Here is an 18,045-nt window from a genome sequence, read left to right as displayed (position 1 = left end):
AGAAAATAGTGTAGATGGACGAAAACAAGATAATGAAAACTGACCTTGAAATAGCGAAAGAAACTTCAGAGGAAAGAAGGAAGGGTGGCCTCAATATCATTCAAATTATTCCCGGCTCGGGGGGAAGTTTCTATTGTGGAAATTGCCTGCGCGACAGTAAGTTTGTCGATTCGTTGAAAAGCCTGGGGCACCGGGTGGTGAAAATTCCCATGTACCTGCCCCTGTTTTCCGATGAGCACGACCTGGAAGATATTCCGGTTTTTTATGGTGCCATTTCCATTTATCTGAAACAGTTATACCCCATTTTTCGAAAGGCACCTGCCTGGTTCGATCGCTTGTTAAATTCAAAACCATTGATGAAGCTCGCGGCCGGTATGGCCGGTTCAACCAATGCCAAAGGGCTCGAGGAGATGACCATCTCGATGTTGCTGGGCGAACAGGGAGCGCAAAGCGAAGAACTGGATAAAATGATCGACTGGATAGGCGAACATTGCAGGCCCGATGTGATTCATCTTTCGAATGCCTTGTTGCTGGGCCTTGCCCGGCGCATGAAGGAGAAGCTGAATGTCCCGGTGGTTTGTTCGCTACAGGATGAAGATGTTTGGGTCGATCCGATGAAGCCCTCGGCAAGGGAACATGTATGGAAACTGATGAGCGAACGTGCTGCCGATGTGGATGCCTTTATTGCAGTGAGCAATTTTTTTGCGGGAGCAGCTAAACAATGGATGAAGCTCCCCGGCGAAAAGCTTTATACAGTGCATTTGGGTATCGATCCGGCCGATTATGAATATGTGAATGCACAGGAAAAAGAACGTCACATTGGCTATCTTTCTCGTTTGAACGCCGAAAACGGAACTGAGCTACTGGTCGATGCTTTTATTCTTTTGAAAAGGGAAGAACGTTTTTCCGATGTACAACTTCAGTTAACCGGAGGTTCTACCGGAGAAGATCAGCGTTTTATCAAAGAACAAAAGCGTAAAATAGAAGCAGCCGGCATCGCTTTCGACGTGCATTTCTGGGAGGAGTTTGAAGGGGAACACCGCCTTCGCTTTCTGAAAAAAATACAGCTTCTGAGTGTGCCGGTTCTGAACGGTGAAGCCTTTGGTATATATCTTACCGAAGCCATGGCATCGGGCATCCCGGTGGTGCAACCTGCCCTTGGCGCTTTCCCCGAGATTGTAAATACTGCGGGGGGTGGTTTTATTTACGAACCCAATTCACCCGAAGCACTGGCCAAAGCCTGGGCTGCTTTGCTCGATGATCCCGAAAAAATTGGTCAACTCAGCAGGGAAGCACGCGCCAGCATTGAAAAGCATTTCGACATTAACATACAGGCTGAAAAGCTGGTAGAGATTTATAGAAAAATTAAGAAGGATTGATCAGGATGAAAAGAATGAATATTTATTTTCCATATTTTTCTTAATTTGCAATAAAATATTCATAATGAACACTTCAGAAATCATCAGGGCAATTGAAGAGTTGCCTACATTGGAAAGAATTTACATTGTTGAACGAACCATTCGGTCAATTCGCAAGAGCAAAGACATACAAAAGATGGAAAAAGCAGCTAGTGCTCTGCTAACTGATTATGAGTCGGATTATGAGTTAACTTCAATGACAAAAATTGATATGGACGACTTTTATGAAGCAAAATGAGATATGGCTCATAAATCTGGAACCTACAATTGGTTCTGAAATTAGAAAGGTTCGACCGGTAATAATTGTCAATGATAATTCATTAGGGAAACTTCCGTTAAAAGTAATTGTCCCCATTACCGACTGGAAGGATCATTATGCGATTGCACCATGGATGATAAAACTTTATCCTGATTCCATCAACTTTTTGGAAAAAATATCATGTGCTGATTGTTTTCAGGTTCGATCGGTTTCTCAGTTGCGATTCATAAGAAAAATTGGAGAACTTAATGTTTCTATAATGGATGAAATCAGAAATGGTCTTTCGAAAGTGCTTTCCATTCGTTAAGAAATCGTTTTATTAAAACTTTAAAAAAGCTTTCATACCCAACAAATATACCTAAATGCTACACATTCAAAACATAGCTAAATCGTACCCTTCGGCTTCGGGTTTGGTTAAACACAAAGTACTGAACGGGCTTTCGGCCGACTTTCCAAAAGGGCATACTGTGGCCATTGTCGGCCCCTCGGGAAGTGGAAAAACAACCCTGCTCAACATCCTTGGAACGCTCGATAAGGCCGATGAAGGTAGCGTAAACATCGATGGTGTGGATATTGGACAGCTTCAGGCACGCGAACAGGCTGAATTCAGAAACCGGAAAATAGGGATGGTGTTTCAGCTGCATCATCTGTTGCCCCAGTGCACGCTGTGGGAGAACATTTTGCTGCCGGTGCTTCCGTTTACCAACGATGTGGATGCAGCATCGAAACGGGCCGAGGCCCTTCTGAAACGAACCGGAATATGGGAACAGCGCTTTCAGAAACCTGCCTCCCTGTCGGGTGGTGAATGTCAGCGGGCTGCCGTGGTGCGGGCGCTCATCAATCAGCCCTCGATCATTCTGGCCGACGAACCGACCGGTGCCCTCGATGAGGACAATGCCGAAAAGCTGTCGTCGCTGCTGCTCGAACTGAACAAAGAAATGGGAACAACGCTCGTTGTAGTCACCCACTCACCAGGTCTGGCTGCCCGCATGGATCAGGTTTATGAACTGCACAGCGGAAAATTGCATCTCAGAGATTAAACCGATATGACAAAATTCAAACTTGTACTGCAAAGCATACGGCATTATTTGATGGCCAACCTGTTTATTGCAGCCGGTGTGGCCATCACAACGGCAGTAATAACAGGTGGTTTGATTGTTGGCGACTCGGTTAATTACAGTCTTGAAAAAACCGTCCACCTGCGCCTGGGCGAGATAAGCCATGCGCTGAATTCGGGCGACCGGTATTTTACCACTGCTCTTTCGCAAAAACTAAGGGATGAAGACTTCAATGCAACAGCCGTTTTAAAACAGGAAGCCCTGGCTTCGACCGATGGAGGCAGGCTTTCGTTGAGTAAGGTGAATGTATGGGGACTGGACGAGCACTTTGATGATGTGGCCGGCATCCCTGGTTTTACTTTCAATAATAATGAGGTGGCGGTGAGTACTAACATGGCTGTACGCCTGAATCTTGAAAGTGGCGATGAAGTAGTACTGCGCATCGAAAAGGCCTCGCTTATTCCGGCCAATGCGCCCTTTGTATCCGACGAAAATCAGACTGTTTCGTTTCGTGCACGGGTAAGCCGTATCCTGAGTGATGAGGAACTTGGGCGACTGAGCCTGCACAACTCCCAAACAGCACCGTTTAACGTTTTTATGTCGCTCGACCAGTTGAATGCGCTGATGGAACTCAATGGAAATGCCAACCTGATACTCCTAACAGGCAAGCCCGACGAAGAGGCCATCCGAAGCGCTGTAAGCAATTCGTTTTCCCTTGCCGATGCTTCGCTTGAGCTGATCGATGTGCCTGCTACCGATGAGTGGGAGCTCCGTTCTCAGCGGGTTTTTATCGACGATGCTGTTCGACGGAGTGTGGAGAACAGCGGACTTCAGTCTACTCCCATCCTAACATATTTTACCAATTACTTCCGATTCAATGGTCGTGAAACGCCTTATTCCTTTGTTTCCACCGTCCCCGATTCGCAGCTGGCACCCGGTGAAATAATCATCAACAGCTGGCTGGCCGATGATTTGCAGCTAGCCGAAGGAGACAGCCTCGAAACAGGCTATTTCAATATAGGACCGCTCAGGGAACTCACTGAAAGCTCCCGTAGTTTTCTGGTGAAGAAAGTAGTGGAAATCGAAGGTGCTTATGCCGACCGCTCATTGATGCCGCGAATTCCGGGTTTATCCGACTCCGAAAGTTGCAGCGACTGGCAAACCGGTGTGCCTGTCAACCTGAAAGCCATCCGCGACAAGGATGAAGCTTACTGGTATGAATACCGTGGCTTGCCCAAGGCTTTTGTGGCTTATTCAACAGCCCGTGAATTGTGGGCCAACCGTTATGGCTCGTTCACCGCACTTCGCTTTGCCCGAAGCGAGGGGAGTGATGAAATGATTACAAGGCAGATCAGTGAACAGCTCGATCCGTTTCTGCTGGGCTTTCAACTTCAGTCAGTTAAAGAGGAAGGTTTATCGGCTGCACGAAATGGCACCGATTTTACGCAGTTGTTTATCGGGCTCAGTTTTTTCATTCTGCTTGCCGGTGTCATATTAACCGCCCTGCTTTTCCGTCTGAACCTTGAAAAACGACAATCTGAAATTGCTACACTTTCGGCCATGGGATTTACGGGGCGAAGAATACAAATGCTTTTTCTATCCGAAGGTTTGCTGATTGCTGTTGCCGGAGCACTGCCCGGTTTGTTGCTGGCTGTTTTGTACAACCGCATGGTGTTTTGGGGTTTGAATCACGTTTGGAACGACATCGTACGTACCAGTGTTCTGGTGCCGAAAATTGAAACAGGCAGTTTACTGACAGGCTTTTTGCTCAGTGTGCTGGTGGCACTGCTAACAGTTGCTTTCAGCCTGAGAAGTGCCCTAAAGAAAAACACAGCAGCCTTGCAGCGAAAAGCAGCCACCATTATGAGCCGGCGCTCGAGAATCATATTGCATCTGTTTGCCTGGCTGGCATTGGCTTATGCGTTGCTTTCTGTTTTATTGGAAGTACAGGGCAGTAATGCCAATTTGGATGCTACTGCATTTTTTGTAGCTGGTGGTGCCCTGTTGCTGGCTTTTGTTCTTCTTTTCTGGTTATTTCTGACAAAAGAAACAGGAGAAACACAACAGTTCAACAGAAAAAAGCTGGTGTTCGAAAACATCAGGCTGAGTCCTTCACGCAGTTTGACAGTTGTATTGCTGCTTGCCATGGGTACTTATCTGGTGGTGAGTACCGGTATGAACCGAAAGGATCTGTTTTCGACTGCCGGTGAGTTTACCAGCGGTACTGGCGGGTTTTTATACTGGGCCGAAACCACCGTGCCGGTATTGCACCAGCTAAATAACGAAGCTTATCGCAGGGAACAGGGATTTTCGGTGCCCTTTACGGCCGTTCAGATGCGGGTGGCCGAGGGCGACGATGCAAGCTGTCTGAACCTGAACCGTGTCAGCAATCCCCGGATTTTAGGCCTTGATGCCACACAGCTCAAAGGACGTTTTGCCATACAAAGCAGCATGGAAAATGTTGATAAAAGCGATTTCTGGCAAACGTTGAAAAAGGATTACGGTGAACTGGTACCTGCCATTGCCGATCAAACAGTGCTTCAGTGGGGCCTGGGTAAAAAGGTGGGCGATACCCTGAGCTACAGCAATGCGCTGGGCGAAGAAGTGAAACTGCTCCTGGTGGCCGGACTGAAAGCATCGGTTTTTCAGGGTAATGTCATCGTCGACAATGCCCACTTTCTGAAGCATTTCCCTACATCCAGCGGATCGAAAGTGATGTTGATTGATGGAGACAGGGAACAAAAAGAAGCAATAGCCAGTGATCTGGAACTGATCTACCGCGATTTTGGTCTTGCACTCACCGAAGCTCCGGTACGCCTGGCCCGCTTCATGAGCATTACCAATACTTACCTGGCTATCTTTCTGGTGCTGGGAGCACTTGGGCTTTTAATCGGAACCATTGGTCTGGCCATTGTGCTGCAGCGTTCATTGCTCGAGCGAAAAGCCGAGTTTGCCCTGTTGAGTTCCATTGGTTTTCAGCGCAGTACCATCCGGAATCTTGTGATAATTGAATACCTACTTTTATTAGTGATGGGACTTCTGATCGGACTTGTGACTGCGTTGGTGTCGGTTTATCCGGTAATTGCAGGCTCGCTTTCAGAACTTTCTGTCGGTTTTGTTCTTCTGCTTATCGCAGCAATTATGCTGAACGGCATGATCTGGATTGTCCTGCTGGCCAACAGTCAGCTGAAAAAACTCCGGTTGATCGAAGCCCTGCGGAACGATTGAGCAGTGCTGCTTAGTTCATCACCAGCCTTCCGGTATAATCGCGGTCCTTGCCTTTCACACTTACCAGGTAAACGCCGCTGGGCAAACTGCTTGCTTCGATGGTAAAGCTGTTCTTTTTCGTATTCAGTTTCTGAAGCATTAATTTACCCATGGTGTCGTAGAGGTAAAGGTCGAATGCTTCGGAATGCGGATTGTCAAAATAGATTTGGGTGAATCCGTCCGAAGGATTGGGAACAATCTTCAGCATCGATTCGTTTTTCTGCTTCATGTTTTTGATCGATGACCACGAACCGTTGGCCTTATTGATGCGGAAAACATGAAATGAGTAGGGTGGAAGTGAGTAGTTAAACGTGTTTGTCACATGGAATCCGCGGACTTCGGGAACAATCTTGTTGGGTGAAGAAATGGAATTTCGATCATCGGGTGCTCCGCTCATGGTGGTCAGTTTGGCCTGCTGGTTAATATTGATCCCTTCTATGTTGATGGTTGATTGAATGGACTGATCTCCTGAATTAACCAGCTTCACAATTAAATCGTTGCTTTCGGTGTCTTCAAGCACCGATGCGGTAACAGGTCCGCTTGGTGCCGGGATGTCGAAGATTCTTTCCTGGTCGAGCCAGCAACTGGCACCCGAAGCGTTAACTTCAATTTTAATGGTATACCAGCGGTTGTTTTGAATGCTGCCACCTGAAGTATACAGTACATTTTTCGATCCGTTCACTACCTGTTCGATAGCATGCTGGGTATTGGCCCAACCGGCAATGTTAAACCAGTAGTAGTTGTTGGCATCCTTCATGGCAAAGGGTATTAAGAATCCTTCGCGTCCGCCTGTTTTCATTGCTTTAAGGGTGATGGTGTATTCGCTCGAATCGATGTAGGCACTGAAGCGGCTCAGGGCTGGTTCGGCATTCGAGGTTTGTACATAGCTTTCATCATTGATTGAAAAAGCTCCTGAAAGTACCTGCCACTCTCCTGAGCCTTCATTGAACTCTTCTTCATAAATAACTTTTCCTCCGCTCACAATTTGAATATCGTCGAAACGGGCCTGAGTGTTCCAGGTGCCAAGTCCCATGCTTCCTTCGAAAGCAGCGGAAGCGGGATCGAAACCTTCGTTGTAGCTTAACTGGCTTTTCAGGTAGAAATCGCCTGTATTCACACTGTACAGTTGCTGAACGTAATAACTGGCCGTTTTAACCACACTTTTGTTATCGAAACGGATCATGTCGGGATGCCATTGCTGATGATTCACATTGCTCAGCATGGGTGCATAGCAGGCAAACTCGATAACATCGGCATTGCGCTCAACGCCTGTAAGATAGGCTGCTTCGGCTATTGCATTAAAGTGACGGTCGTCGCGCGAGGCATATTCACCAATAAAAACCTTCGGCCCGTTACGGTCGAAATTATCGTAACGATGTACATTGTTTAAAAACCATTCGGGGTCGTTATAATAATGTTCGTCTACAGCATCGAGGTGATGATGACGGCTGAATTCCCACAGGGAATGATAGTAAGCTCCTGTATCATCAACACCCGAGGTTCCGATGATTTTAATTTCGGGATAATACTTTCGGAGTGAGTCGGTAATCATCATAAAGCGTTCCCTGAACTCAGGGATGTCATCTTCCTCATTTCCAAGACAAATGTATTCCATATTGAAGGGTTCGGGATGGCCCATTTGGGCTCTTACTGCACCCCACTCCGTGTTGACGTCGCCATTGGCAAATTCAACCAGGTCGAGGGCATCGTCTATCCACATGCCCATGTCGCCTATGGGGCAAATTTCACGTTCTCTGAACTGGCATGAAACGCCCATTGGCACTACAGGCAAAGGCATGGCGCCAATGTCTTCGGCAAACTGAAAGTATTCGAAAAATCCCAGTCCGTAGGTTTGATGGTAACCCCACAGGTTCCAGTTGGGTTTTCGTTCGGCCACATCGCCTACGGTGTGCTTCCAGCGGTAGGCGTTGTCGAGTCCTCTCCCGTGCGAAATACAACCACCGGGGAAACGCAAAAACTGTGGTTTTACATCGGCAATGGCCTGAGCCAGGTCAGGACGCAGACCGTTTTTGCGGTTTTTAAATGTTTTCTGAGGAAAAAGAGATACCATGTCAATATCGACAGTACCGGCTCCACTGGTTATCAGGCTCAGGGTTCCGTTATAACTTGTTTCGGTGCAGCTTAATTCCAGTTCGTATTGGGTCCATGTGGCTGAAGTATTGTCGATCAGTGCACTTCCGATGACCGATCCGTTGTTGTTTTCGAGCCTTACTTCAAGCGGCTGGTCAAAGTGACTGTCGCGTTTCAGGTAAACCGAGAAATTGTACCTTTCTCCGTTTCGCAACACCATTCCATCGAAGCCTGCATTTCGGATTCCTGCTTTTCCGGTTTCGCTGTTGATGCTTAAGCGAAGGTGTTTGGTATTGTTGGTGTTAAGCGATTCTATGTCATCGATACGCATGGTGGCGTTTGCTCCGTTTTCCTTAACCAAAGCCCAGGCCGTAAGTGGGGGCATGCTGGTGTATCCGCTTACAGGATAGTATTCGAACGAACGGTTTTGAATCAATTCTGCATACAGCCCGCCGTCGGCGGCATAGTTGATGTCTTCGAAAAAAACGCCCATCAGGTTTTCACTTATGGCAGTGCGCTCCTGGTTTATATCGATGTTTAGCGTTACCTGGGCATTTAAACCAAGCGTAATTACGAAGAAAATGAATAAAGTGGTGAAACGAACTGGTAACATAGTAGTAGTTTTTAATTGGATTTTAGATTTCAAAAATAAGTCAAAGCAGTCAAAGCGACGACGATCGCTGTATGAAAATAGAGGATAATCGTATATTGAAGTTTCAGAGCCGGTCGAAAAGCGATGAAATGACACAGCAGAATGGCGGATGAATTTTCTGAAACAAAACACCGGGTGACTTGTTTCTATGCATATCACTAAAGCTATTCCAATGATTCTGGGATTATTAAAAGAAACCGAAGGCGAAAACAGGGTAGCACTCTTACCCGAACATGTAAAACAACTTACAGAAATGAAAGTTGAAATGCTGGTTGAAGAGCAGGCCGGTGTGCGCGCCTTTGCCAGCGACGACGCTTACCGTGAAGCAGGGGCGAAGGTTGAAAAACGCTCATCGCTCATTGCTAAAGCCGATGTACTATTACAGATCCATGGTCCTGAAGACGAACTAAGTGCTCAACTTCGGGAGGGACAGGTATGGTGCAGTGTTTTTAACCCCCTGATGAATCAGGAACTGGTGCACCAGTTTGTCAAGAACAGAATCACTACCTTCAGCCTTGATAACATACCGCGAACATCTCGGGCGCAAGCTATGGACGTACTTTCATCGATGGCAACGGTGGCGGGTTATAAAGCAATACTGGAAGCTGCCTTGCGCTTACCCACCTTTTTCCCCATGTTCATGACGGCAGCCGGAACCATCAGGCCGGCCAACGTATTGGTTCTGGGAGCCGGAGTTGCCGGCTTGCAGGCCATTGCAACTGCCCGGCGCCTTGGTGCAAGGGTCGAGGCTTTCGATGTTCGTGCTGCTGCCGGCGAAGAAGTCCGAAGCCTGGGAGCCAGGTTTATTGAAGTTGAAGGTGCTTCGGAAAGCAAGAGTGCAGGGGGCTATGCCGTCGAACAGGACGAAGATTTTAAGCAGCGTCAGCAAAAAGCCATTAACGAGCATGCAGCCAAAGCCAATGTGGTGCTTTGTACGGCACAGATTCCCGGACGAAAGGCACCCTTGTTGCTACCAGCCGAAGCCGTCGAAAAAATGAAGCCCGGCAGTGTGATCATTGACCTGGCTGCATCGACCGGCGGAAACTGCGAACTGAGTAAAAACAACGAGACCGTGGAGCATCATGGTGTAACCATCATTGGTCAGTCAAATTATCCCTCGACGATGGCCGTTGATGCCAGCCGCATGTTTGGAAAGAATGTATTTAACTTCCTGAAATTGATAATCAACGAGGACGGAGGACTGAATCTCAACTTTGAAGACGACATTGTAAAAGGAACCTGCATCAGCCACCAGGGAGAAATAATTAGCGAGCGGGTAAAGTCAATCATCGATCAACAACAATCATCTTAAGTTATGGAACAAGCACTGTACCTGTTTTATGCCTACAAAGAGGCCATCTTCATTATCGCATTGTCGGTATTTTTGGGCATTGAAGTGATTTCGAATGTTCCCTCTGTTTTACATACACCCCTGATGTCGGGTGCCAACGCCATTAGTGGCGTAATTATTATAGGAGGAATTATTTTGGTTGGACATGCCGATTTATCCGTTTTTTCGGCCGAACTGGTGCTTGGGATACTGGCACTCATCTTTGGGACCCTCAATGTTGTGGGTGGTTTTGCCGTTACCGACCGTATGCTCGAAATGTTTAAAAAGAAAAAAAAGTAAGCTGCCATGAATCAAATTATAGGAACTTTAAACGGAACAGCTATTTCGCTGGGCGACAGCCTGCTTGAACTGAGTTATTTGGTAGCTGCACTGCTGTTTGTTTTCGGACTGAAACGCTTATCCCATCCTGAAACGGCTCGACGTGGCAACCTATGGGCTGCGACCGGAATGGGGCTTGCCATGATTACTACCCTGCTGCTGCATAAAGATGATGCAGGGAACGGAATTTCGCTCACCAACATTTGGATCATCCTGGCTGCCATTGGCGTGGGATCGGCCATCGGATGGATGGTGGCCATTAAGGTTAAAATGACTGCCATGCCTCAGTTGGTTTCACTTTATAATGCAACCGGCGGTGCTGCATCGGCCCTGGTGGCCCTGCTTGAATTCCCCAAGGCCCTTGGAGGCGACGTTTCTTCGATTATTGTTACCGTGCTGGGCCTTGTTATTGGTGCGATCGCCTTTAGCGGAAGTATGATTGCCTACGGCAAGCTCGACGGAAAGGTGAAAGATCTGACCGGGGCTTACATGAAATATGTGAACATTTTGTTGCTGGTGATTACCATTGCGCTGGCAGTTTTCATCATTATCGCAGGTGAAGGTGCCATGACCCAATGGGCTGTTTATGCGCTGCTTGCCGTGGCCTTGTTGTACGGGGTGCTTTTTGTAATGCCCATTGGAGGAGCCGATATGCCGGTGGTGATTTCCTTGTTGAATGCACTAACGGGCATCGCAGCCGCCATGGGTGGTTTTATTTATTCAAACGAAGCCATGATATTGGGGGGAATCTTTGTGGGTGCTGCCGGAATGATACTGACCCTGCTGATGTGTAAGGCCATGAACCGTTCGTTGCTGAATGTGATTGTAGGTGCCTTTGGCGGCGGCGGTGCTGCCGTAGCAGGCGAAGAAGGTACCATTAAAGAAATTCAGTTGAGCGATGCAGCCATTTTGCTGGCTTACTCCAAGAAAGTGGTCATAATACCGGGCTACGGTCTGGCTGCTGCACAGGCACAACACATGGTTCATGAGTTTGATGCCTTGCTGGCCGATAAAGGGGTCGATGTGCGTTATGGAATTCATCCGGTGGCAGGCCGCATGCCCGGACACATGAACGTGCTGCTTGCCGAAGCCGATGTTCCCTACGAACAACTGGTCGAAATGGAAAGCATCAACCCCGACATGCCCAATGTCGATGTGGCCATTATCATCGGCGCCAACGACGTGGTGAATCCGGCAGCCAACGACGATCCTTCGAGCCCGATACATGGAATGCCAATTATCAATGCCAGTCATGCCAAAAATATCATCATTATGAAACGTGGAATGGGAAAAGGCTATGCCGGCATCGAAAACCCGCTTTTCTTTAACGATAAAACGCGTATGCTCTTCGGCGATGCCAAAAGCTCTTTGCAGAAACTGGTGAACGAAATCAAAACCATTTAAAGCAACGCATTCTTTTTTAAAAGTTTTGCTGATGATTATGCCGTCTTTCGGTGCAGGGAATACCCTTCTTGTTTATTTTTGCACCGAACGCTAGCAATCTTTCATGAAACTTCAGCTGACGATTATACTGCTATTGTCTTTAAGCTTAAGGCTGACTGCTCAGTCTGGCGCTGTTGAAGGCGCTTCAGAAAGAGCGCGGCATTTTGCCGTAGGGGGAAATCCCATTCTGGCCTACGATCAGGATTTGGGACTAAAATATGGCTTGTTGCTCAATTTGTTTGAATACGGGAAGCGCTTTCCCGATTACCGGCATTACTTAAAAATCAGCGCATCGAACAGTACCGGCGGAACCGGCAACCTGACACTTCAATATGAAAGTACAAGCCTGGTTCCTTCACACCGCTTGCTGGCCGAGTTCAGCTACATTAACGATAAGACCCTCGATTTTACCGGCTTCAATGGTCCCGCTTCAATTTATCATCCCGAATTTACTTCAGCGGCTCATCCTGAATTTGTAAACCGCTTTTATTACAGTTACCAGCGACAACTCATCCGTGGCCGCTTCAACTTTTTTAAGCCACTGGGTACCGGCAACTGGAACCTGTTTTATGGGAGCACCATCAATTGGTTTACAGTGAACGAGCAGCAGCCTGTTACTGAAGCTGACAATGATGGTGATGATCAAAGTCTTCTGCGTTTTTACTTCGATCAAAATCTTATCGATCGCAGTGAGCGAACCGGAGGCAATGAATTTTTGCTGAATGCAGGATTTACTTACGATACGCGCGATAGCCGCATCAACACCAAAAAAGGCTGGTGGTTCGAAAGTTTTATTATGTCACCGCTTCCTTTTAAGAATGCCCCGTCGTATGTGAAGCACCTTGCAACACTGCGCAATTATCAGCCATTGCAGGCCATTGCGGCGGTGTTTTCGTGGAGACTGAGCAGTCAGCAGAAACTGGCCGGTCATGTCCCGTTTTATGCACTCCCTTTTCACTATGGTACGCGCGAAGTAAACGATGGTCCGGGTGGTGCCTATACTTTGCGCGGGATGATACGTAACCGGTTGGTAGCCGACGGTTTTGTGCTTGCGAATGCTGAATTCAGAAAAAACCTGGCTGCCTTCAGTTGGCTTTCAATCAACTGGAACATCGACCTCTCTCTTTTTGCCGATGCAGCCTTCATAACACAAAAATATGCCGTCGATTGGAGTGGTCTTTCCACATCCGACCGACAGCTTCATTTTACTGATGCTCCCCGGCAAATGAATGCCACTTATGGAGGGAGCATCAGTTTAATTTACAATACGAACAACGTAATTGCTGTTCATTATGGTTTTTCACCCGATCGGCAACTGGGGGCCGGCGGCTTGTATGTTGTTTCGGGCTTTCTGTTTTAACTAATCAGTGTTTTCTACTTAACAAGCAACTGCAGGGAGCTGTCGTTGATTTCAAAATCATGTGCTTTCATCAGTCGGATGATTTCGGCTCCGGCAAGCAGTACCGGTCCGTAACCATGGGCGGCATATACATTCACCGGACGATAATAATAGAAAGCTGGATCGAAAGCCATGCCGGTTCCCACACAGGTTCCTTCAACCTGACCCTTTGCGTTGACCTTGGTCGTGACAGCATTCCAGCCCAGAATGGCAGCAGGGGCGTAGGCCGATGCATCAATCCAGCCTTCGTTGATGGCTTTTGCCATTGAATAGCTGAAAATGGCTGTGGCCGATGTTTCGAGATAAGTATTGTTATGATCGAGTAACTGATGCCAGAAACCTGCTCCATCCTGGTATTTTACCAGGCCTGCCACATGTTGTTGCAGTTGAAGTAATACGGCCGGAAATCCTTCGTGGTCGCGGGGCAGTACATCGAGCAGTTCAACCATGGCCATAACAGCCCAACCATTGGCACGGGCCCAGTGAAACTGGGGGTGAACGCTCATGTGCTCTACCCAGCCGTGCATGTAAAGCCCTTTGTCGTGATTGAACATGCGTTCCGAAAATTGCAGAACCTGCTTAACGGCATCGTCGAAGTAGCGCTGATCGCCGCTCAGTTTGCCCATTTGTGCAAGTGCCGGAACACTCATGAACAAGTCGTCGAGCCACAACGTATTGGGCTGTGGTCGGTTACGGGCCAGTGTTCCATCGCTGAGCCGGTATTGCTGGCTGTGGATGTAGGCGATGAAGTTATCGATCGAAGGACGCAGCTCGCTGGTTGCTCCATATTCAAGCGCTTTGATCATGGCGGCACAAATAGCTCCGGCATCGTCGAGGGCACCCGGATGAAGCACCGAGTGAATCAGGCTTTTTTCCGGACTTCCTTTTAGCCGCGAATGCTTTGCCAGATCGCTGATCAGTTGCAGGCGCTCAAGGGTATATTGCGAATAACGCTCATCGCCCGTAGTTTCTGCTGCTAAGAGCATGCCAGCATAGGTAACGCCCCACTCGTAGCTGGTGAGCCTGAAATCGCCCTGTTCGAAGCGATGCTGGCTATCCAGTAATTCAAAATTGCTGAGTACTTCACCTGTTTCACTGTCAACCACCTTTTTGGGTGTTACCTCGTCGAGGTAAAGCAGTACACGGTCGAGCACGGCTTTGACATCTGCCTCGGCAGGTGCTCCGTACGGACTGGGATAATCGACCTGCATGGCATGCAGGGGGGTATTGGTGTCCGAAATCTTCTGTTCTTCGGACTTGTTGTTTGCCGGCTGGCAGCCTGCCATCAGCAGTATCCCAGGAAGTAATAAGTAGTGTAGCTTTTTCATCTGTTTATATTTATTAGTTGTTCTTATTTCAAGCGATCAATACGAACATTGTCGATTTCGTGATGCGACTTCACGGTTCTGAAGCCAAACCATCCTTTGCTGAGTGGCTCCTCGTCGGTGAATGAAAAATATTCATTGCCATCAACATAAAGTTTGGTCGTCCCATTGTAAACAACAATTTCAATGTGATAGCTTTTATTGGCTTTAAGCAGATGGGCTTCGTCGTTCAGTTCAGCATGCAGGATGCGTTCACCTTTTCCATTGTATTTTCTGAAACGGGTGGTGCTGTTGTAATTCCCGCCAATGCCGGCATAATACAGGCTTAATCCGTGATATTGTGAAAATACCCCGTTGCGGGTGAAAAGGTTTTCATTTTCCGGGTCAGTGGCCATCCAGAACATGTTCAGATCGGACAGCCGGTCGTTAATGCCATCGTTCATCAGCACTTTCCGGTCGAAAGAAATGAGTACATTTCCCGAAAGAGGCTGTTTGAGCCATACCGTGGCGCCACCGTTGACATCGATCACCAGTTTTCCATTTTCTACCAGCACTCCTTTCCCCTGGTCCGAATTGCTTTCGACGATCCAGTTGTCGCTTGCCTCGCTGAAATTGTCTCTGAAAATGAGTGCACCCCTGATGTATTCATCCAGGGCCCCCGGTGGATTGAAACGGGGATGTTCATCGGGGATTTCATCGCCGATCAGCTCCAGCAACTGAATGGCATTGAGGCACCACTGGGCTGTACTGTTGGTCGACACATTGCTGATTTCGTCAACTGCCTGAAGCAGGTTGGCACCTTCGATGGGCTGTGTGTTGAAGGTAGGGTAGCCCCACGGCGAACCTTCGAGGAATTCTTTCCAGGCCCTTGTTGCATAACTTTTCGTTCCTGTAGCATAAGCATAGTAAGCAGGCAGCCGGGCATACCATATTCCCGGGTCGCCCAGCTGTTCCTTTCTTCCAAATTCAGCAGCCACACTATCGGTATGGGCGCCATAGAGCTTGCAGTACTGAAGCCATAGTTCATCCCAGTTTTGATTGTTCAGCAGCTGGCTCAGCTCATAGGCCACTTCCGGTCCGCCCATCAAAACCGAAAGGTGGCCAATGCCCATGTGTTCCTTTTCAAGTTGAAACAATTCATAACTTGAAGGATCGTAGCCCATGGCCGATGTCTTCCCTGAAAAGAAGCCGTAGGGCATTTTATTTAGGCTTTCAACTCCTTTCAGAATGCGATTACGATAGATGGTATCGCCGCTTCGTTCCCAGGCGGTCATCCAGTTGCCGGCGAGTGCCAGCCAGTCGGGGCCAACGCGGGCATGTGTGGGGTAGGGTCCTTTGTCCAGTATCATCCGCAGCGGATCGGTTTTTCCAATGGCTTCGTTTGAAGCTTCAACAGCAGCTTCCATCAAATCGCCGGTTCGTTCGTCGGTGGTGAGGTAATAATAAATGCGCGACAGTGCTGCCTGCGAAATCCGCACTTCCTTGGCGCCACAGCCCCAGTGCCGCACATTGTGCCGCGATCCCAAACCATTGAATGGTCCCGAATGGTAAACATCCACTTCGCCGGTGTGCCGGGTCATGGCTTCGGCCATTCTGAAAGCTCGCTGATCGCCACTTCGCAGAAACTGGTACCAGAGCCACAGGTTGGGCATCAGTTCGGTGTTGGCCCAGGCATAACCACCTATGTCGTAACGCCACACATGGCGGTGGCGGTCGTAGGCGTGCATCACATCGCCATAGTCCCAGAAACCATACCAATGGCGTTGTTCCACCTCGTTGAGGTAGAAACGAAAGGCCTGGTTCAGTTGTTTTTCAATCCAGCGTTTTCCTTTCGATGTGGTGTCGGGCAGACTCCAGTGACCGAAAACAGGTATCGAATGGAGGTATTCGGGGCTGGCCATTAACAGGGCCGGCTGATTGCTTTGGCGGCTCCACTGTTGGAGTTCATCGAAGGCAGGGACCTCGCTGGTGAAATACAAATAAAGCTCGCTGGTGCGGGCCACTCCGTTTGCGGTGCTGAAACCCGGCTGAACATCTTCATAGCTCGCATGCAGGGTGTGGCCCCAGGCCAGTGTGTCATAGTGGCGCATGTCCATGGGCTGTGCTTCGGGCGACCAAAGCCAGGCATAAAGCTGTGCCTCATTGCTTCGCGCATTGCGTACTTCGAGTGCCGAGGGATGTGACTGCCAAAAATCGCGCATGCCAACGGCCATTCCGCCGCTTACATCACCAAGCCATGCCAGTCCCTGAGAGCGTTTGCCCCAACCGGCACTGATCCAGGCACTCTGCCCGTTGCTTCGTTTGTTAATGCTGAAAGCATCGGCACTGAGCTGCTGCAGCTGAAAATCGTTCCACGAGGCCCAGTTGTCGATGAGCCGGTGTTGTTGTACCGAAAACTGATCGCGTTCGGGTATTCTTTCGCCTTTGAGCTGGCGTTCGTACCAGTCGGTTTCAAAGCTCAATGGCATGCGACCTGTGAGTGCTTGTACCGGCTCATCCCAAAAGCCCTGATCGTCACCGGCAAAACGCACATGGCGGTTGTACAAAGCTTCGTCGAGAGGCACGTCGAAAACCAGGCCAATTCCACGAACAAAATCCTGCTCCTGGTCGGCATCGTAAACAAAGGTGTGAACCATTTTTACCGAGACCGATCCGGCATAGAAATAAATGCGTACAACAAATGGCAGTATTTTTTCTCCTGAGATGGTGTTGAGGTGGCTGCCTTCAATTTTAACAAGCGCTTTAACAGGACCATGCTGCTCCAGCGTCAGCTTTTCGATCTTGCTTTCAAGTTTGATTTTATCGGCCTGTGGACCATATTCCGAAGGAGCTCCCTTTTGAAGAACGGCAAGCAGGGTGCCGTCGAGGGCTATGGGCTTTCCATTCATCTTTACATACTTTATGAGCCGACTGCCTGATTTTGAAATCAAACACTCCATCGGGCCGGTGTAAATAAGCAGATCTTCTTCTGATTCCCTTATGGCTATTTTCGTTCCTTGAAAATCCTGTTTGCTTGTCACCTCCCGAAGAAGAAGCTGCTCAAGGGTGCCGGTGTCGCTTACCGTGCTGAATCCTGCCCATTTAAGCGATCCGTCGGGCCAGTAGGCCAAAGGATGGTATTGTAGCGGATATATTTTTTCGTTGCGGTCGGACAAGACAAATTCGGTGTCAGCTTGTACACTGCCTTGTTGAAAAGGAACACCCCAGCTAACCCCCGTTCCCGGGGCAGGTGCTACACTGTCGAGCCATCGCAACTGCACCGGCGGAATTTCTGCTTTTGAAACGAATGCTAACGGCAGTAATAAAAGCAGAAAAAGCAGCTTTGCCTGAAATTGTCTTCTGAATTGCTCCATATCGGTCAGGTATTTTTGTTTACAAAATGAAATCGAAGGCAGCCGCTTGAAACGGGTTTCAGTCGAAAGTAATAAAAATACATACTTTTCGGCAGAAAGCAACGGCAAGTG

At 48.4% G+C, this 18,045-nt stretch carries 12 protein-coding genes; 9 read left to right on the top strand and 3 right to left on the bottom strand.

Annotation, left to right across the window (positions count from 1 at the left end; genetic code table 11):
- The first annotated feature begins 14 nt into the window (after nucleotides 1-14).
- The 5 genes from FHS86_RS00620 to FHS86_RS00600 all read left to right on the top strand — a co-directional run bounded on the left by FHS86_RS00620 (nucleotide 15) and on the right by FHS86_RS00600 (nucleotide 5,963).
- On the top strand, nucleotides 15-1,379 hold the full coding sequence (locus FHS86_RS00620) for a glycosyltransferase family 4 protein (RefSeq protein ID WP_429410038.1): 1,365 nt from the start codon (nucleotides 15-17) through the stop codon (nucleotides 1,377-1,379).
- Between the two features lie 64 nt (nucleotides 1,380-1,443).
- The gene (locus FHS86_RS00615) at nucleotides 1,444-1,656 is read left to right on the top strand and encodes a hypothetical protein (protein ID WP_429410036.1); all 213 of its coding nucleotides are present in this window, start codon (nucleotides 1,444-1,446) and stop codon (nucleotides 1,654-1,656) included.
- Nucleotides 1,643-1,984: a type II toxin-antitoxin system PemK/MazF family toxin gene (locus tag FHS86_RS00610; RefSeq protein ID WP_429410034.1), complete on the top strand. Its 342-nt coding sequence runs from the start codon at nucleotides 1,643-1,645 to the stop codon at nucleotides 1,982-1,984. Before FHS86_RS00615 ends, FHS86_RS00610 begins: the two co-directional genes overlap by 14 nt.
- Before the next feature lie 55 nt (nucleotides 1,985-2,039).
- Nucleotides 2,040-2,717, top strand: coding sequence for an ABC transporter ATP-binding protein (locus FHS86_RS00605; protein WP_429410032.1), 678 nt, complete (start codon nucleotides 2,040-2,042; stop codon nucleotides 2,715-2,717).
- A gap of 6 nt (nucleotides 2,718-2,723) precedes the next feature.
- Nucleotides 2,724-5,963, top strand: coding sequence for an ABC transporter permease (locus FHS86_RS00600; RefSeq protein WP_429410030.1), 3,240 nt, complete (start codon nucleotides 2,724-2,726; stop codon nucleotides 5,961-5,963).
- A 10-nt stretch (nucleotides 5,964-5,973) separates the two neighbouring features.
- Here FHS86_RS00600 and FHS86_RS00595 read toward each other — a convergent pair whose 3' ends face one another.
- Nucleotides 5,974-8,706 carry an alpha-L-arabinofuranosidase C-terminal domain-containing protein gene (locus FHS86_RS00595; RefSeq protein WP_429410028.1) on the bottom strand — a complete coding sequence of 911 codons (2,733 nt, stop codon included), beginning with the start codon at nucleotides 8,704-8,706 and terminating at the stop codon, nucleotides 5,974-5,976.
- 211 nt (nucleotides 8,707-8,917) lie between these two features.
- Between FHS86_RS00595 and FHS86_RS00590 the strand changes: the two genes are divergently transcribed.
- The 4 genes from FHS86_RS00590 (at nucleotide 8,918) to FHS86_RS00575 (ending at nucleotide 13,217) form a co-directional block, all read left to right on the top strand.
- Nucleotides 8,918-10,057 carry a Re/Si-specific NAD(P)(+) transhydrogenase subunit alpha gene (locus FHS86_RS00590; protein ID WP_429410026.1) on the top strand — a complete coding sequence of 380 codons (1,140 nt, stop codon included), beginning with the start codon at nucleotides 8,918-8,920 and terminating at the stop codon, nucleotides 10,055-10,057.
- Between the two features lie 3 nt (nucleotides 10,058-10,060).
- Complete coding sequence (locus FHS86_RS00585; RefSeq protein WP_429410024.1) at nucleotides 10,061-10,375, top strand: NAD(P) transhydrogenase subunit alpha part 2; 315 nt, start codon at nucleotides 10,061-10,063, stop codon at nucleotides 10,373-10,375.
- 6 nt (nucleotides 10,376-10,381) lie between these two features.
- On the top strand, nucleotides 10,382-11,818 hold the full coding sequence (locus FHS86_RS00580) for an NAD(P)(+) transhydrogenase (Re/Si-specific) subunit beta (RefSeq protein ID WP_429410022.1): 1,437 nt from the start codon (nucleotides 10,382-10,384) through the stop codon (nucleotides 11,816-11,818).
- A 103-nt stretch (nucleotides 11,819-11,921) separates the two neighbouring features.
- The gene (locus FHS86_RS00575; RefSeq protein ID WP_429410020.1) at nucleotides 11,922-13,217 is read left to right on the top strand and encodes a BamA/TamA family outer membrane protein; all 1,296 of its coding nucleotides are present in this window, start codon (nucleotides 11,922-11,924) and stop codon (nucleotides 13,215-13,217) included.
- Nucleotides 13,218-13,231: 14 nt separating this feature from the next.
- Here FHS86_RS00575 and FHS86_RS00570 read toward each other — a convergent pair whose 3' ends face one another.
- Both FHS86_RS00570 and FHS86_RS00565 read right to left on the bottom strand, forming a co-directional pair.
- Nucleotides 13,232-14,584 (bottom strand): glycoside hydrolase family 88/105 protein, encoded by a 1,353-nt coding sequence (locus FHS86_RS00570; protein ID WP_429410018.1) that lies wholly within the window; start codon nucleotides 14,582-14,584, stop codon nucleotides 13,232-13,234.
- A gap of 23 nt (nucleotides 14,585-14,607) precedes the next feature.
- Complete coding sequence (locus tag FHS86_RS00565; protein WP_429410016.1) at nucleotides 14,608-17,934, bottom strand: exo-rhamnogalacturonan lyase family protein; 3,327 nt, start codon at nucleotides 17,932-17,934, stop codon at nucleotides 14,608-14,610.
- Between the last annotated feature and the right edge of the window lie 111 nt (nucleotides 17,935-18,045).

It is taken from the genome of Roseimarinus sediminis (assembly GCF_050433125.1).
GTDB lineage: Bacteria > Bacteroidota > Bacteroidia > Bacteroidales > Prolixibacteraceae > Roseimarinus > Roseimarinus sediminis.
This window is presented reverse-complemented; position numbering and strand designations above follow the sequence as displayed.

Coding starts and splice junctions, on each gene's coding strand:
- FHS86_RS00620 (WP_429410038.1), top strand. CDS start 15: ATGGACGAAAACAAGATAATGAAAACTGACCTTGAAATAGCGAAAGAA.
- FHS86_RS00615 (WP_429410036.1), top strand. CDS start 1,444: ATGAACACTTCAGAAATCATCAGGGCAATTGAAGAGTTGCCTACATTG.
- FHS86_RS00610 (WP_429410034.1), top strand. CDS start 1,643: ATGAAGCAAAATGAGATATGGCTCATAAATCTGGAACCTACAATTGGT.
- FHS86_RS00605 (WP_429410032.1), top strand. CDS start 2,040: ATGCTACACATTCAAAACATAGCTAAATCGTACCCTTCGGCTTCGGGT.
- FHS86_RS00600 (WP_429410030.1), top strand. CDS start 2,724: ATGACAAAATTCAAACTTGTACTGCAAAGCATACGGCATTATTTGATG.
- FHS86_RS00595 (WP_429410028.1), bottom strand. CDS start 8,706: ATGTTACCAGTTCGTTTCACCACTTTATTCATTTTCTTCGTAATTACG.
- FHS86_RS00590 (WP_429410026.1), top strand. CDS start 8,918: ATGATTCTGGGATTATTAAAAGAAACCGAAGGCGAAAACAGGGTAGCA.
- FHS86_RS00585 (WP_429410024.1), top strand. CDS start 10,061: ATGGAACAAGCACTGTACCTGTTTTATGCCTACAAAGAGGCCATCTTC.
- FHS86_RS00580 (WP_429410022.1), top strand. CDS start 10,382: ATGAATCAAATTATAGGAACTTTAAACGGAACAGCTATTTCGCTGGGC.
- FHS86_RS00575 (WP_429410020.1), top strand. CDS start 11,922: ATGAAACTTCAGCTGACGATTATACTGCTATTGTCTTTAAGCTTAAGG.
- FHS86_RS00570 (WP_429410018.1), bottom strand. CDS start 14,584: ATGAAAAAGCTACACTACTTATTACTTCCTGGGATACTGCTGATGGCA.
- FHS86_RS00565 (WP_429410016.1), bottom strand. CDS start 17,934: ATGGAGCAATTCAGAAGACAATTTCAGGCAAAGCTGCTTTTTCTGCTT.